This window comes from Paenibacillus sp. RS8, from assembly GCF_041956825.1.
Lineage (GTDB): Bacteria > Bacillota > Bacilli > Paenibacillales > Paenibacillaceae > Paenibacillus_AQ.
Map to the genome: position 1 here is coordinate 44,170 of NZ_CP168131.1, position 15,804 is coordinate 59,973.

Below are 15,804 nucleotides of genomic sequence, written 5' to 3' on the forward strand. Positions count from 1 at the left end.
TGCTAATAGGACATAGATAGATGTTTCTTTCTGAAAAAAATTAGAAATTTATTTACTCTGCGAAAAATAAATTAAAAAAAGCCGTAAAACCAGCTTTTGCTGATTTTACGGCTCTTAGATATACGTTGCGTTAAGGTGCTTCAGCCAGCAGCTCCCGCAGCTGCAGCATATCCTCCGGCCACGGGTCACCCACCTCAAGCTGTTCTCCGCTCCAAGGGTGACGAAAGGTCAACGATTCACCATGAAGCGCATGACGGCCGGCTGCGCTTGAAGCCCAGACCGGGCCGCCATATAGCGCATCCCCATACAAGGGATGACCCATATGGCTGAGATGGACGCGAATCTGATGCGTCCGTCCGGTCTCCAGCTGCACATGCACCAGGCTCCCGCCATGCAGTGCCTCGCGTCCAATGATTCGAGTCACGGCGGATTGTCCGCCGGGTGAGACTCTTCTCCGCGCCGCATGATGACGATCGCGCCCAATCGGCGCGTCGATCACTTTAAGCGCAGGCGGCACTGTGCCTTCGACGATCGCGGCGTAAAGCCGCGAGATGCTTTTGTCGCGCATATTCTCGTCTAAGACAAGCTGTGCGAACTCATTCTTCGCATACATCACCGGGCCTGTTGTATCCTTGTCCAGCCGGTGAATATGGCGCACAGCCACACCTTCTCCGGAAGCTATATAATGCGCAGCTACAAGGTGATCCAGCGTTACACCTAAGCCACTGCCGTCTGGATGAACCGCCATCCCTGCCGGCTTGTGGATGACCAAGCAAAAATCATCCTCATACAGCACCTCAAGCTCTTCCCATACAGGCTCAATACCCGCTTCACGATGAGGGAAAAGAGCCAACCGAAGTCGGTCTCCCTTCCACTGAATGCCTCCCTCGCGGCGCAGACGCAGATGAAGCTTCTCAGGCATCCCTACAGTTTCCAGCAGCCACTTGTCAATTGCAGCTTCAGAATCCTCGGCTCCAGTAATGATTTTGCCGGGTGTGACTTCCAGCCACTCTCCACGTCTAGTCCAAGCTCCACCACCGGTTCGATCCCCGGCTCCGTTACTCAAAGGGCTTTCAGGGCGTTATAATGGCCCTCAATGGTATCATCAATATCCTGCTCACTATGCGCAGCCGATACGAACATGCCTTCAAACTGTGAAGGCGGCACGCTAATGCCTTGGCTCAACATATGACCAAAATAACGACGGAATAGGTCTGTGTCGCTAGTCTTGGCCGTCTCAAAATTGGTAACAGGTCCTTCCGTGAAGAAAGGGCAGACCATCGAGCCCACGCGGTTAATGGTCAGCGGAATGCCAGTCTCGATGGAATTCTTTTTCAAGCCTGCTTCCAATCGTGCCCCTAATTGCTCCAACCGATCATAAACTTCAGGTGTTAACAGCTTCAACGTAGTATATCCTGCTGCCATTGCTAATGGATTACCACTAAGTGTGCCCGCCTGATAAATCGGTCCCGTAGGAGCGATTTGCTCCATAATCTCTCTTTTGCCGCCATAAGCGCCTACTGGAAGTCCTCCGCCGATGACTTTGCCGAAGCAAGTGATATCCGGAGTAATGTTGAACAATCCTTGAGCACAGCCACGGTTGACACGGAAGCCTGTCATTACTTCATCAAAAATAAGCAAAGATCCATGGTCTGAGGTTAACTTGCGAAGTCCTTCCAGGAATCCTGGAAGTGGTGGTACAACACCCATGTTCCCGGCAATCGGCTCCACAATCACTGCGGCAATCTCACTGCCAAAGCGTTCGAAAGCAACCTGAGTGGACTCCAAATCATTGTATGGAACTGTGATGGTATTTACTGCTACACCTTCAGGAACGCCCGGGCTATCCGGCAAACCTAATGTGGCTACACCGGAACCTGCTTTAATAAGCAAACTATCCGCGTGGCCGTGATAGGAGCCTTCGAACTTCAAGATTTTGCTGCGTCCGGTATAACCACGTGCCAAACGAATCGCGCTCATCGTTGCTTCCGTTCCGGAGTTAACCATACGTACGATATCTACAGAGGCCACACGTTCAACAACGGTTTTTGCCATCTCTGTTTCGAGTAAAGTTGGTGCGCCAAAGCTTGTCCCTTTTACTGCCGTCTCCTGCAATGCCTTTACAACCTCAGGATGCGCATGACCCATAATCAGCGGTCCCCATGAGCATACATAGTCGATAAAGCTGTTGCCGTCGATATCATAAATACGCGAGCCGACCCCATGATCCACATAAATTGGAGTCAAACCTACGGATTTGAACGCCCGTACAGGGCTGTTCACCCCACCGGGAATATATTGTTTTGCTTCATCAAAAGCCTTACGGGACGCTTCCTCTTTACGCGCCATTGGCACATTACTCATCTATCTTCACTCCTGTTCTGTTCTGGGTCTCACAAGTATAGCAGCTGCTTAGGCAGCGATATCAGTGTGATCGAGATTAACCACGCAGCCAGCGGGCTGCATCTTTTGCAAAATAAGTAATAATAATGTCCGCTCCGGCGCGCTTCATTCCAGTCAGCATTTCCAGCACAACGGCTTGCTCATCGATCCAGCCTTGCAGCGCCGCTGCTTTTACCATGGAATATTCGCCACTCACATTATAAGCCACAAGAGGTAAATCAAATTGATCGCGGATCGTACGAATCACGTCCAAGTAAGCCAGAGCTGGCTTCACCATTAACATATCTGCGCCTTCCAGCACATCGGATTCTGCTTCACGGAGCGCTTCGCGCAGATTAGCAGGGTCCATTTGATACGTTTTGCGATTCCCGAACTGAGGTGCCGAATCCGCAGCTTCGCGGAAAGGGCCATAAAATGCCGAAGCATATTTAACCGAATACGACATAATCGGCACATGCTCAAAGCCATTCTCATCCAGTCCCGCACGAATCGCGTGTACGAATCCATCCATCATATTCGAAGGGGCAATAATATCTGCTCCAGCTTTAGCTTGGGACACCGCAGTACGAGTTAACAGCTCTAACGAAGCATCGTTGATGACATCACCGTGTACAACGCCGTTCACCGTATGCGTATGCACCATCCCGCAATGTCCGTGATCCGTAAATTCACAAAGGCAGGTATCTGCAACGACCAGCAGCTCAGGGTACCACTGCTTGATCAAGCGAGTAGCCTCTTGCACAATTCCATCCTCTGCGAAACCGGAAGAACCGATAGCATCCTTCGTTTCAGGAATCCCGAATAACAGCACAGCCGGAATGCCCAGTGCGGCAATCTCGTCCACTTCTGCTTTTAAAGTATCCAGTGAAAAATGGTACACGCCCGGCATCGAGCTAATCTCATTCTTCACACCTGTTCCATAAGTCACAAATATAGGCTGTACAAAATCCAGCACATTCAGTACGGTCTCCCGCACCATACCGCGAATTCCAGCAGATCCGCGTAGACGGCGATGACGTGTTATTGGAAAGCTCATTTGTTCATCCTCCTGAAAATAAAATATATAACTAAACCCTCGATCATTGACTAACTGCGGCTTAGTTGTAGTTTGTGCAGTTATTTTGAAGTTTTATCGTAACTGTAAGTTTTAGTTGCACTCTCTACAGTTATTTATTACAAAAGAGCGAAAACCCCTGTTTTAGCGCATATTTAATTGCACATATTACAACTAAAATGGATTTTCGCTAAAATTCAGGGAATTTAAGTGTATAAAGTGCAACTAAACCTCAATCTGACCTCATGCTAACAGACCTCATACCAGTCTCGTAACCAGATTAAAAGCTATATTTCCACTAGGTTGCATATTAATCCAAGTACCCAATATCTAACATATCAGTTAGAGCTACGTGAACTTTATACGTACATAGACTTACTCACCCATACACACCAGTTAGTTTACAACTCAGCCGTCCATCATACTCTGAGCTTCAACAGTAACTACGTTCGGAGGTCAAGCTCATGCTACTTAAGTTACTTACAATAGCGATGTGAGACTTCCTAGATAGATACAACTTCAGGCGATGTTATAAAGCCGATGTTCGATTGGCGTCCATTCAAGCTTTTTGAAGTTGAGTCTCTGCATTCCAGCGACAGAGCTCCTGCACCAGAGCATTAATAGTAGCTTCTTCAGGAAGTAGTCCCGGAGTAAGCCCCGCCTCCACGGCAGTCTGCTCGGTTAATGGCCCAATGCAGGCTATTTTCACGTTAGCTAGCAGTGGGAGTGGATCTTCCAGCCCCATTCGCTTCAGAATGTGGATGAAATTGCGCACCGTCGAAGAGCTGGTAAAGGTTACTGCGTGAACACGCCCCTCCTCCAGCAGCTTCAACAGCTCATCATCATCCTCACCAGTCACAACCGTCTCATAGGTATCGACGTCTGTCACTTGAAGGCCAAGCTCTCTCAGCTTGTCCGGCAGCCATTCGCGCGCCAGATCACCGCGCGGCAACAGCACGTTCTGCCCCGGCAGCAGCCGAGGGCCGAACGTCTCAATCAGACCTTCCGCCTGAAACTTCGCCGGAAGTTCTTCAGCAATCACCCCGCGCTGCGCCAGCGCGGCGGCAGTGCCCGGCCCCACCGCTGCAACCCTTGCGCGGTGAAGCCCTCGAATGTCCGCCCCCTGCTCCGCCAAGTGGCGCCAAAAAAACTCCACGCCGTTCGGGCTAGTGAAGAATACCCAGTCGTACGATTCCAGCGCGCCAAACGCCGCTGCAATCTTCTCCTTCTTCTCTGCCCCTTCCGGCATGATCGTCTCGATCACCGGGAACTCGTAGGGTTCCCCGCCGAGTTCCTCAATCATATCCACGAGCTCGCTTGCTTGGCTGCGAGCCCGTGTCACTACGATGCGTTTGCCGAATAACGGCATCGCCTCAACCCACTTGAGCTGCTCACGCTGCAGCACCACGTCGCCGACAACGATCACGGCTGGCGGCTGAAAATCCGCCGCCTTCACCTTCGCCTCAATATCGGCGAGGGTTCCCGTCAGTGTCTCCTGATCTGCGCGTGTGCCCCAGCGTACCAGCGCCACGGGTGTTTCTGGCGGACGCCCATGCTTGATTAGCTGGGCGCTGATATATCCTATTTTAGCTACGCCCATCAAGAATACTAACGTCCCTGTGGCGTTCGTTACTTTATCCCAATGAATGGAATGATCCAGTTTATCTGGACTCTCATGTCCGGTGATAATCGACAGGGAAGAAGCATGATCGCGGTGCGTGACAGGGATACCCGCATAAGCAGGTACGCTGATCGCCGACGTGATGCCCGGTACGATTTCGTAATAGATCCCATTTTTGCGCAGCAGCTCCGCTTCTTCACCTACGCGGCCAAAAATCGTAGGGTCCCCACCCTTAAGCCGCACCACTGTTTTCCCCTGCAAAGCCAAATCAACTAACAATTGATTAATCTCTTCCTGCTTCATCGTGTGGCGATCCGGCAGCTTGCCTACATAAATCTTCTCGCCGCCAGGCTTCATGCATTTCAGCAATCTAGGACTTGCCAGCCGATCGTACACCAGTACGTCGCTTTTTCGAATACACTCGAGGCCTTTTACAGTAATCAGTTTTGCGTCCCCGGGACCTGCACCTACCAAATAAACCTTCCCCGTCAATCCCCTCATCCCCTAACGTCTGACAGTATCTTCTCCGCTCCTCTTGCGATCAGCTTCTTAGCAACTTCTTCGCCGAGCTGTACCGGGTCTACCCCAGCGCAAGTTTCTTTCAAAATCGTTGAACCGTCAGGCGTTCCCACCATTCCGGTTAAGGAGATCACTTTGCGCTCCGCTGCAACAGCTTCGGAAGCTGTGTCAAGCACTGCATGAGCGCCAATCGGCACTTGGCAGCCTCCATTCAGCGCGCCAAGGAACGTGCGCTCCGCTGCCACCGTCAACGCTGTATCGGCGTCGTTATATAACGCCAACAGCTTCCGCAGGTCGGCGTCATCTTCGCGGCACTCTATGCCGAGTGCGCCCTGCCCTACAGCGGGCAGGCAAACTTCCGGCGGCAGGTAGGCGCTCACGCGATCCTGCCAGCCCATACGCGACAGCCCCGCTACTGCCAGCAGGATCGCGTCGTACTCGCCGCTCTCCAGCTTGCGCAGCCGCGAGTCAATGTTGCCGCGCACGGGCTCAATGACCAGATCAGGCCGCAGCGCAGCTAGCTGGCTGGAGCGGCGTAGGCTGCTTGTGCCTACGCGTGCGCCCGGAGGCAGCTCGTTCAGCGAGACGCCTCCGTTAGAGATCAGTGCATCGCGTGGATCGACACGCTTCGGCACAGCGCCGTTGATCAGCCCCTCCGGTAACTCGGAGGGCATGTCCTTCATGCTGTGCACTGCCATGTCGATTTCTTTTTCAAGCATTGCTTGCTCGATTTCCTTCACGAACAGCCCTTTGCCGCCGACCTTGGACAAGGTGACATCAAGGATGCGGTCCCCTTTGGTAATAATCTTTTTCACCTCAAAAGTAAATCCAAACCCATGCTCCTCACTAAGTCGCTCCAGATCGGCAATTACATGCCCTGTTTGCGTCAATGCAAGCGCACTCTGTCTACTCCCCACAATAATCTTACGCATTGTTCATTCCTCCTGATAGCGTCTGCCTCTTACTCTACACCGTAGAACGTATATAGTACTTCCGTGATTGTAGCTCAATTAAGGGGGATTTTTGTCCCTCTTTCACTGATATGGCCGTTTTCTGCTAATTCAAGGGTATTTATACACCTCATTTAGCTTTTTCGGCGACTATAGCTCAATTCTGGGGTATTTTTGTCCCTCTTTTCGCTGATATGACCGTTTTCAGCTAATTCAGGGGCATTTATACACCTCATTTAGCATCTTCGACGACTATAGCTCAATTGAGAGGTATTTTTGTCCCTCTTTTCGCTGTTTTGCTCATCTCTAATTAGTTCATCAGTACTTTTACCGCTATCTCAACTATCCCGACAGTAGCCTATTTTTCTCATATCATTAATCTAACCTAATTTTGTAATCTTCACAGTGTTCACGCGCACTTTTACTCCGCCCGATGACTAACAATCCAAGCATCCATATCTTCCGCGCTCCACGCGATAAAGCTACCGTTTCTCATCTCGTTCAACACATCGATCGCCCCGAGCTTCCGCAAAAGCCTTCCGCGAACTTCAGCAGAAGATTCCCTTTCCTTAATCCGGGTTCGCATGGTATGTACAAAATCCAAATAAGGCTCATACGCCGCATCCAGCGCCTCTTCAAGCACAGTTTTAATCTTCGCAGCCGCAAGCGGACCAGCACCCGAAGTAGATACAGCTACCGTCAAACGCCCCCTACGTACAACTCCGGGCGTGATAAAATTACCCGCTTCCGCATGGCTAGCCACATTCACAGGAATGCCAATTCGCCTAGACTCCTGCGCAACCTCTTCATTAACCGTTCTATCATTAGTGGCTGCATATACGAGAAAGGCCCCACGGAGATCTCCGGGAGCATAAGCGCGGTCATGCCAGGTCATGAGACCCTTAGTTGTTAGAGCGACAAGTGTATCTGTCAAAGAGGGACTAATCACCTTAACCACCGCTCCAGCTTCCAGCAGCCCACTCACCTTCCGTTCAGCCACAGCACCACCGCCAATAACCACAACCAGTTGCCCTTCGCAATCCAGCATTATAGGTAAATACCGAGTCATGTCCTTCACTCCCCGCTCCAACCGTGAAAACCAGACAAAGAATTCAACAAAAAATTCAAGATAGTAAAAGCATATCCTAAAATCGCCCAGCGAGCCATACTTACTCCACTTTTCCGCCCGGATTTCTTAAAGATAATATAAAATATGTAAATCCCGAGGCCGATAAGCGTTGTTAATACTTTTAAATCCTTCAATAATAGTGTCCGGCCCTCAGATACAATAGATAAGCTAGCCATCACCAGAGAGATTGCCAGCAAAGGAGTCCCCACCAGAATAGCTGTGTAAGAGTATTTATCTGTAGTCTCTAAGTTCGGCAAACGACGGATTCGATCACTCCATTGCTTGCTTTTGAGTCTGGTGTGCAGGAATAAATACAATATTGCAAATACGGTCCCTAGAGTCAGTGCAGCAAAACTTAAGTTAGCCAAAATCACATGCATCGTCAGCCAGCCATACACCGCGCTCCAAGTCTCAAGCGTATGTCCCCCAGCCGTCAGCCACACCCGATTTAGGAGAAAAACACAGAATCCAGCCACACTAAGCAGCAGAATCGTAAACTCCCCACCACGCGTGAAAGCCACCGCAAGCGAAGTCAGAACAATACTAAATGCAAACCAGAACAAGAAATCATAAGGTGTAAAAATGGGCAGCCCTTTCTCCTGAGAGAAACGAATCCCGAGCCCCGCAGCTTGTAAAAGACCCACAACAACAAGAAGCCCCGTGCCTAACCGCTTCCCACTCGGGTTGCGATAAAGGCAATCCGAGAAAACAAACAGCAGGCTCAGGGCATATAGCAGCAGAGCGGCATCATATATTCCGTTCAGCAGTTGCATATCACTCACCTACCCAACAGGCCTGCCGGAGCAAGCACCGTCTTAGGCACAGAAAAATCGCCACTACCGGCAGTTCGTTCTGCGGAACTAGACTGCTTAACCGGGGCGGAATCTCCGCCATCTGAATTGGATTCGAGCTGTTCCTGCAAGGCAAAGATTTTGGAGAAATAATCAAGCGCTTCATTCCCCTGCTTGCCGCCGGACATCTCTTTAATTACATTGATTGGATCATGCATCATTTGGTTCACAATGCTTTTGGTCAAACGACGAATCACCTTGCGCTGATGCTCGTCCAGCTCAGGCAGCTTATTGAATAAACTTTCCATCGTTTCCTCATGAATCGCATTCGACTTATCCTGAAGCGCCCGGATTACCGGTCTCACGCCAAGCGTCTTCAGCCACAATTGGAATTCATCCATTTCCTCGCTGATCATCACTTCAATCTTCGCAGCTTCACTCCGGCGCATTTCCAGGTTACTCTCCACAATGCCCTCCAGATCGTCAATATCATACAAAAAAACATCTGGCACATTAGCCGCCGCAGGATCGATATCACGGGGTACAGCTATATCAATCATAAAAAGCGGCCGTGAAGGACGACGCTTCATAGCATTCACTACCTGATCTGCCGAAAGTACATAGCCGTCAGCTCCCGTTGAGCTGATCACGATATCTACCTCATTAAGAGTTTTTAGCGCATCTTCAATCGTGCTTGGCTTACCCGAGAACTTCTCTGCCAGTTCAATCGCACGCGACAGCGTACGGTTAGCGACAATCACCTCAGCCGCACCACTACTATATAGATGCTTTACAGTGAGCTCGCTCATTTTTCCGGCGCCGAGAATCAACACTCTTTTACCAGTGAACATGCCAAAAATCCGCTTGCCCAGCTCCACTGCCGCATAACTGACAGATACTGCGCTTTCGCCGATTGACGTTTCACTATGTGCTCTTTTGCCCAGCGTCACCGCTTGTTTAAATAACCGATTGAACCAAGTTCCAGTTACACCCTCAGCCTGAGCCGTGAGAAAAGAACTTCGCACCTGTCCCAGGATCTGCGTCTCGCCAATCACCATGGAATCCAGGCCGCAGGTCACGCGGAACAAATGCGCAATCGCCTGCTCGTCTTCATATATATACATATGCTGTGCAAATTGCTCGTTTTTCACTCCAAACCACTGCTCCATAAAGCCGCGGAGAAAATAACCTCCCATATGGAGACGGTCCATGACCACATAAATTTCCGTACGGTTGCAGGTGGCTACTACGACCCCTTCCAGCACACCCTTCGTCTTCATCAATTGATGAAGCGCTGCCGGAAGATCACTCTCCGCAAAAGCAAACTGTTCCCTAACCTCCACGGGAGCCGTACGATAATTCAGGCCAACGACGACGATGTGCATCGATAGTTCACCATCCTAGTCTCTATTCATTACTGTGTACAGTTATATTAAGAATATTTTTACATAATATTCACTTTCACAACATCTAAAAACACTGTGTTAAGTATATCACACGAAAATACGACTTTTTACAGATTTTTTGAACGCTTTATGAAATCCAGATAATAATTATTATAAATAAAAAACCGCAGGTTCGCTACGGTTAGGATGGGTTATTTTGTGATTAATTATTAGTTGGTGGAAGTGGGAAGATCGAATATTGACTATATTTCAGATATCCATATCTTCTCGTTGTGTACTTAGAAAATATTTCGCAAGACGTAGCAATAATTGTGGCTGTGGGTACCCCATGGTCTTGATCTATGATTAATTGTATTAGACGCAATTTATGATAAACCCAGCATCTTTGGAAATCAATTATAATCTCCGATCTTCATGGGTCTTTGAGAGACCTTATTTATGAACTCGGCGTTTATGGGAACCGATCAATGAACGAATATGGTACTAGTAGGACAGGCTGTCCATCTAACTAAATTTTTTTACTAGTCATCGGTAATAGTATAATAGATTTTAACACTACTAGGAATTGAAAAAAATGGCCAAATCTCAAAGGAATATGATACCTTGGAATAAATATAACGACATTAATTAAGGGGGATTTAGAAAGTGAGAGTTAAAGAGTATCTACCAAATGCACCATTAAATTTTCTTCGTTTGTATTACAGTCGGATTAAATACGCCAAGTGCCGAATCCATAGTTGTTATATTTCACAGAATGTAGAAATTGGTGAAAATAGTTTAATAAACAGAAATGTTTCTCTTTCTAGAGGAGTAAAGATAGGGAAATATACTTATATTAATAACGGATCCCACTTGGGGAATAATACAATTATAGGTAATTTTTGTTCGATTTCGTACGATTGTAAAATTGGATTAGCTGATCATCCACTTCAGTTTTTAGCCATTACACCACATCTTACTGGTCGTGAAAATGTAGTAAATAGCAAGGATTATTGGAAGAATTATCATGATAAGGTTGAGATCGGGCATGACGTTTGGGTCGGAGCGAACGCTGTCATACTTCAAGGCGTAAAGGTAGGAAACGGTGCAATAATTGGTGCGGGTGCTATTGTTAGAAAAGATGTCGAACCATACTCCGTCGTAGTAGGAGTACCCGCAAAGGTAGTGAGAAAAAGATTTTCAAGTGATGAAGTTCAAGCGATTGAGGGCATGGAATGGTGGAATTGGGATATAAAAAAAATTAATGACAATAAACATCTCTTTGCACTTAATGATACTTGGAAAGACAAATTAAATCACATTCACTAATTGTAGTGCGATAATTATCACAATAGTAACCCGTAAAAACAGAAAAAAGATGTTGGAACGTCCCATAATTTTTCATTTTGAGAGTTTTATAGTTTATGGATCGTCTTTGTACTTTCCAAATGGAAGGGCTAGCGAAAATAGCTCTTGGTCTATTAAAACATACTCTTGACCTTAGATTTGTTATAGCTAATTATGTTGCAAATCATTTTATTGTATTCAATGAACCTGGTCTCTCAGTTGTACTGATCATTACAACATCGTTTGCAAATACTAAATGAATCGAACTTGACGTAAATCAATTCTATTCCTGATTTTGTACATATGATCAAATAGTAACCTTACCCACAAAAAAAGAAAAAAGACTATAATTGCAGATTTAATAATGTTATTCATTAGGTGTAACTATAACTCTGTGTCCTGGTAGATGTTTTCAGATGCGTTTTCTGTAAAGAAAATACCCTACGGTAGGCTAAGATCGTTGGAGATGGAGGAAATGTGACCGGCTCAATATAAACAGTCCCTTCTTCGCCAGTCAAGTTCCATCTCAAAGTACGATGATAACGCTTGACTCGAAAACTCAGCTAGGTAGAGGAAGAGAGCAATTCTTAAAGATTCCAATGGGTAATATTAAAACATAATCTTCTATTACTTAAACTACCTTTTCTTAAGGTGCGAATCTTATTAAGATATTGCCACCATTCAACTTTGTCAATGTACCACTGGATGAGTCTGACATACCCTTTGAATCAAAAGTAAACATAGGCATTCTGTTTATTTTTATGTTTAGTTGGAACAACGTTTAAGACGATCTATTACTAATTCAATAAATCATCAGATTTACTTAACCTACTGATAACGGTCTTAACAAATTCAAGATTGATTCTCTCGTTATGACCTAATGTGTTATAAACTTCAACATTTATATTTTGCATTAATAGCTTATTGATTCTAAAAACGAAGCCAGATTGTACGATCTGTATGCGTACTATAAGATGACTACAAACTTTTCTGTGAAATCTAGAAAACTGTCATGACCTAACGCATAACTTCTACTATCTCAACCACTCACAGAAATAAAGATGCAAGCGTAGAGCGTACCAAAGTGTAACTGAATGGTAACCAGAGGATGTATAGTACATATACAAATAACTTCACTTCTGGATTATCGGGGGTCAGAAGCTGAGCCAATACTTGACTTTATCCAGGGTTTTCTTCGCTTCCGGTCCATTGTAGCCGAAGAAATTTCCGAGCATTTTGATATATTCGTTGAAGGTAGTTTTCCGGCTATACAAATCACACCACCAAACCCTGGCCTTATAACCTGAATCAGAGCCTATGTAAGTTAGCACTATTCCTGAATCCTTGTAAACATGATCAAAAATAAACTTTACCCTCCGCATATGAAAGTCCGAGGAAACCACAATCGCCGAAGTGAAGCCGTGCTCCAGCATGATCGTCAACGTGAGTTCAGCGTTCTGATAGGTGCTCATGGCCGATTGCTCTGTGAAGATGGCTTCCTGCGGGATATCTAGAGCAAGAGCGGTTTTTAGCATATCACCAGAGGCACTAGCCGATTGCTTGGAGTTGGAGAAAATAAAATAAGGGGCATAATCAGCTCGATATAATTCAACCGCTTTCTCCACCCTTGCCGTACCTCCGCTAAGTACTATAAGAATATCGGCTTGTTGAGGAATCTGAGAATACGAGAGGAAGCTCCCTGCATTCGCAAGTCCTATTGCTATAATCAGAAGTGGCAAGAGAAACCATGATCTGATTTTTCGTAATTTATTCTTAAAGCAGATAATATTTTTTTTGAACATGATAGGATTTCATTCCTCTTGCTATGTAAGTGAAACTCAATAACCAAGTTAAGACTTTTGATTAAATTAATAAGAACTCAAAAATTAATTTTTTCATTAGAAAAATATTGAACTCGAGTAAAATTATCATATTTCAGTTTTTTAGATTTCTACTTGAATTTGACTTCATCTTGATTGAATCTTAAGCTTAATCATTCTTGTTAGTTTAAATACTATTTTCTTAATTTCATTTATTATCAACTCTTGTTTGAAAAGTTTTTCTAGAATTATTGACAATAAAAAATAAAATACAGCCCCTACAAGAATCTGAAAAATGACTGTACTCACTTTAACAGGATATATTTTACCTATGAACATTACAATTACCATCATAATTAAACCACTAACAAAATATTTTATACAATTCTTTAAGTAGTAACCCATTCTGAATTTTGATTTTATCTTCACTGACTGATAAATACATATTAATGACTCCGAAATTATAGATGCTAAGGCAGCTCCAATTGCTCCATAATATTTAATCAACACAAAATTCAATAAAATGTTTAATCCGGCCGCATAGATAACTGATTTTGTATACAAGTTGTCTAAACCATTTGGTAGAATATATTGAGTTCTAAATACATTCCCCCAAGAAATAAATATTAATATTGGTGTTAATATTTTAACTAAAATAATTGAATCAGAAAATGCTTCACCTAGGAATAAAGGTACAAAAGTATTCGAGACTCCAAACATTCCAAAGGCAAATGCAAATGCAATAAACATAGTATAAAGTAATGACTTTTCAATATAATCCGCAGCAATTCTATCTTTACCAGTTGCAATTAGATTTGTCATTCTAGGAAGCATCACGATTCCTAACGAAGTAATAACCAATATAGGAACTCTAGTGATTTTATTTGCATTTTCAAACAAGCCAACTTCTTGGACATTCGAAAATATTCCAAGCATTGTTTTGTCTACAATAACATATAGTTGGATTGCTAAAACAGGTATAAACAATTTTAAAATCGGATAAAACCTTTTTAATATTCCCCTAAAGTTAATTTTATTAAATGTGATGTATTTTTTTATGTTAAACCACATTATAATTTGGCTTATAAATGTAGATATGGCGATTACAAATATATAAATGCTTAAATCGTCAGAACTATTAATAAACATAAATATAAAGATTATTGATATTAATTTCACTATCATATTTCTCAAAATCGTAATCTTAAATTTCTCCATTCCAAAATACAACCAACTTATATCTAACAAACTAGAAAACAACATAATAGATTGAATCAATAGTATTCTTTTGTAATTATCGAAAAAAAACAATACAAATGCCAGGTAAAATATTATGGAAATTATGGACATAAACAGTTGTATATAAAATATTTCAATAAAAGCTGAACTTCTCTTAGAAGTATCTTGATTAACTTTTGCAATTTCTCTTTTTCCGTACAAATGAATTCCAAGCTGTGAAATTAACATAAAATAACCTACAACAGCATCACTATAGGCAGCTATACCTATTCCTTGAGGCCCCAATATTCTTGAGACATAGGGTAATGTAATGAACGGGACTATTAAAATCAAAAGCTGATATAATGCCATAAAAATAACATTTTTTCTCATTTATTTTCCTTATCATTTCTCTGATTTTATTCATTTTAAATTTTCTTTTAAAAAACTCATACCCTCTGATTTTAATGCATCACATATTTCATTTACATTATCAAAATTAATAGGATCATCTAAACTATTGGTAGCATCTTTATTATAAATACGATTTTCTAAATTGAAAATTTTCAATAAATTAATTATCCTAGAGTCCCTACCCTTGTCACCTGATAAGAAAACAATAAATTGTTTATTAAGTAATATAGAAAATACAGTTGCATGAAAAGAATCAGTACATATGTATTTAGCATCATTAATATAGTTAATAAAATCGATAGGTCCATTAGAATAATCAACTTTCACTTTTGTATTTATGAAATCGTTGATTTTTATACCACCTGCTAATTTAGCAACTTTCAACTTCTTTAAAGAAATTTCATTTTCTATCAAATTCTCAAAACTCAATCTTGTATTATAATTCAGAAAATAACTTACTATATGATTTTTCGATTTTCTTTTTTTGTTTGAAGCAATTTTCAACCATTCATCTTTATTAAGCAAAAAGACTGGATCGTTAATTACAGTTACTTTTTTCCCAGTTAAGTTAAAAATTATTTCAGCGCCAATCTCTTCCCTCACTGAAATAATTGGAATTAAATCAAGAAAATATTTGTATATCTCTTCTTTATTTTCATCAATTCTCTCTAAACCAAAACTAGAAGAAAAACTCATCAACTTAGATTTATCTTGCACAAAATCCATAAAGTAAGTTGTATCCATTCCATTAATATTATAGTTCCAAACCTGATCACTTCCAATAATATACTTATCATAAATAGGGGGGGCATGCATAATTTCATCCTTACTATGAAATACTTGTTTCCCGTATTTCATAAAATTATTTTGAAACTTTCTAAAAGATTTTTTTTTCTTTGCTACAAGTGGATAGACAAATAGATATTTAATTATACCAATTGGGTTGATTTTTTTACTTCCTCTTTTATTGATAACAGAAATCGGTTTAGTAGCCTCAGTGATTCTTTCATTTCTATAATCAATGATTTCCGTCTCCGCACCACATTTCTTACACGTTTCATATAGAGCGTAGCTTTGAAGAGAAGCACCAAAATTCAATGTGTTTTGATATGTTAATATTCCAATTTTCATTTTCTCAACTCCAGACTTATAG

General features: G+C 43.3%; 11 protein-coding genes and 2 pseudogenes. 2 read left to right on the forward strand and 11 right to left on the reverse strand.

Annotated features, from left to right (window positions below):
- Positions 1-130: 130 nt before the first annotated feature.
- From ACDZ28_RS01370 to hemA, 8 genes are all read right to left on the reverse strand, one after another.
- Positions 131-1,066, reverse strand: a complete 936-nt coding sequence (locus ACDZ28_RS01370) for an RluA family pseudouridine synthase (RefSeq protein ID WP_375103842.1) — start codon at positions 1,064-1,066, stop codon at positions 131-133.
- Positions 1,063-2,364 (reverse strand): glutamate-1-semialdehyde 2,1-aminomutase, encoded by a 1,302-nt coding sequence (gene hemL / locus ACDZ28_RS01375; protein ID WP_375103843.1) that lies wholly within the window; start codon positions 2,362-2,364, stop codon positions 1,063-1,065. Before hemL ends, ACDZ28_RS01370 begins: the two co-directional genes overlap by 4 nt.
- 76 nt (positions 2,365-2,440) lie before the next feature.
- A complete protein-coding gene (gene hemB, locus ACDZ28_RS01380) occupies positions 2,441-3,439 on the reverse strand; it encodes a porphobilinogen synthase (RefSeq protein WP_042191201.1) in 999 nt (332 codons plus the stop codon).
- Between the two features lie 577 nt (positions 3,440-4,016).
- Positions 4,017-5,570, reverse strand: coding sequence for a uroporphyrinogen-III C-methyltransferase (cobA, locus tag ACDZ28_RS01385; RefSeq protein WP_375103844.1), 1,554 nt, complete (start codon positions 5,568-5,570; stop codon positions 4,017-4,019).
- Positions 5,571-5,575: 5 nt separating this feature from the next.
- Positions 5,576-6,529, reverse strand: a complete 954-nt coding sequence (gene hemC / locus ACDZ28_RS01390; protein WP_375103845.1) for a hydroxymethylbilane synthase — start codon at positions 6,527-6,529, stop codon at positions 5,576-5,578.
- Positions 6,530-6,968: 439 nt separating this feature from the next.
- A complete protein-coding gene (locus ACDZ28_RS01395) occupies positions 6,969-7,616 on the reverse strand; it encodes a bifunctional precorrin-2 dehydrogenase/sirohydrochlorin ferrochelatase (RefSeq protein WP_375103846.1) in 648 nt (215 codons plus the stop codon).
- 5 nt (positions 7,617-7,621) lie between these two features.
- Positions 7,622-8,449 carry a cytochrome c biogenesis protein CcsA gene (gene ccsA, locus ACDZ28_RS01400; protein WP_339291451.1) on the reverse strand — a complete coding sequence of 276 codons (828 nt, stop codon included), beginning with the start codon at positions 8,447-8,449 and terminating at the stop codon, positions 7,622-7,624.
- Positions 8,450-8,454: 5 nt separating this feature from the next.
- Entirely contained in the window at positions 8,455-9,852 is a 1,398-nt protein-coding gene (gene hemA / locus ACDZ28_RS01405; RefSeq protein WP_375103847.1) for a glutamyl-tRNA reductase, read from the reverse strand.
- A 666-nt stretch (positions 9,853-10,518) separates the two neighbouring features.
- Here hemA and ACDZ28_RS01410 point away from each other — a divergent pair.
- Together ACDZ28_RS01410 and ACDZ28_RS01415 are read left to right on the forward strand one after the other, a co-directional pair.
- Positions 10,519-10,752 (forward strand): annotated as a pseudogene (locus ACDZ28_RS01410) (hypothetical protein); the annotation flags it as partial.
- Between the two features lie 129 nt (positions 10,753-10,881).
- Positions 10,882-11,062 (forward strand): annotated as a pseudogene (locus tag ACDZ28_RS01415) (DapH/DapD/GlmU-related protein); the annotation flags it as partial.
- A 1,291-nt stretch (positions 11,063-12,353) separates the two neighbouring features.
- Here ACDZ28_RS01415 and ACDZ28_RS01420 read toward each other — a convergent pair.
- From ACDZ28_RS01420 to ACDZ28_RS01430, 3 genes are all read right to left on the reverse strand, one after another.
- On the reverse strand, positions 12,354-13,001 hold the full coding sequence (locus ACDZ28_RS01420) for a YdcF family protein (RefSeq protein ID WP_375103848.1): 648 nt from the start codon (positions 12,999-13,001) through the stop codon (positions 12,354-12,356).
- Positions 13,002-13,166: 165 nt separating this feature from the next.
- The gene (locus ACDZ28_RS01425) at positions 13,167-14,630 is read right to left on the reverse strand and encodes an oligosaccharide flippase family protein (RefSeq protein ID WP_375103849.1); all 1,464 of its coding nucleotides are present in this window, start codon (positions 14,628-14,630) and stop codon (positions 13,167-13,169) included.
- Between the two features lie 30 nt (positions 14,631-14,660).
- Positions 14,661-15,782: a polysaccharide pyruvyl transferase family protein gene (locus tag ACDZ28_RS01430; protein ID WP_375103850.1), complete on the reverse strand. Its 1,122-nt coding sequence runs from the start codon at positions 15,780-15,782 to the stop codon at positions 14,661-14,663.
- Positions 15,783-15,804 lie beyond the last annotated feature (22 nt).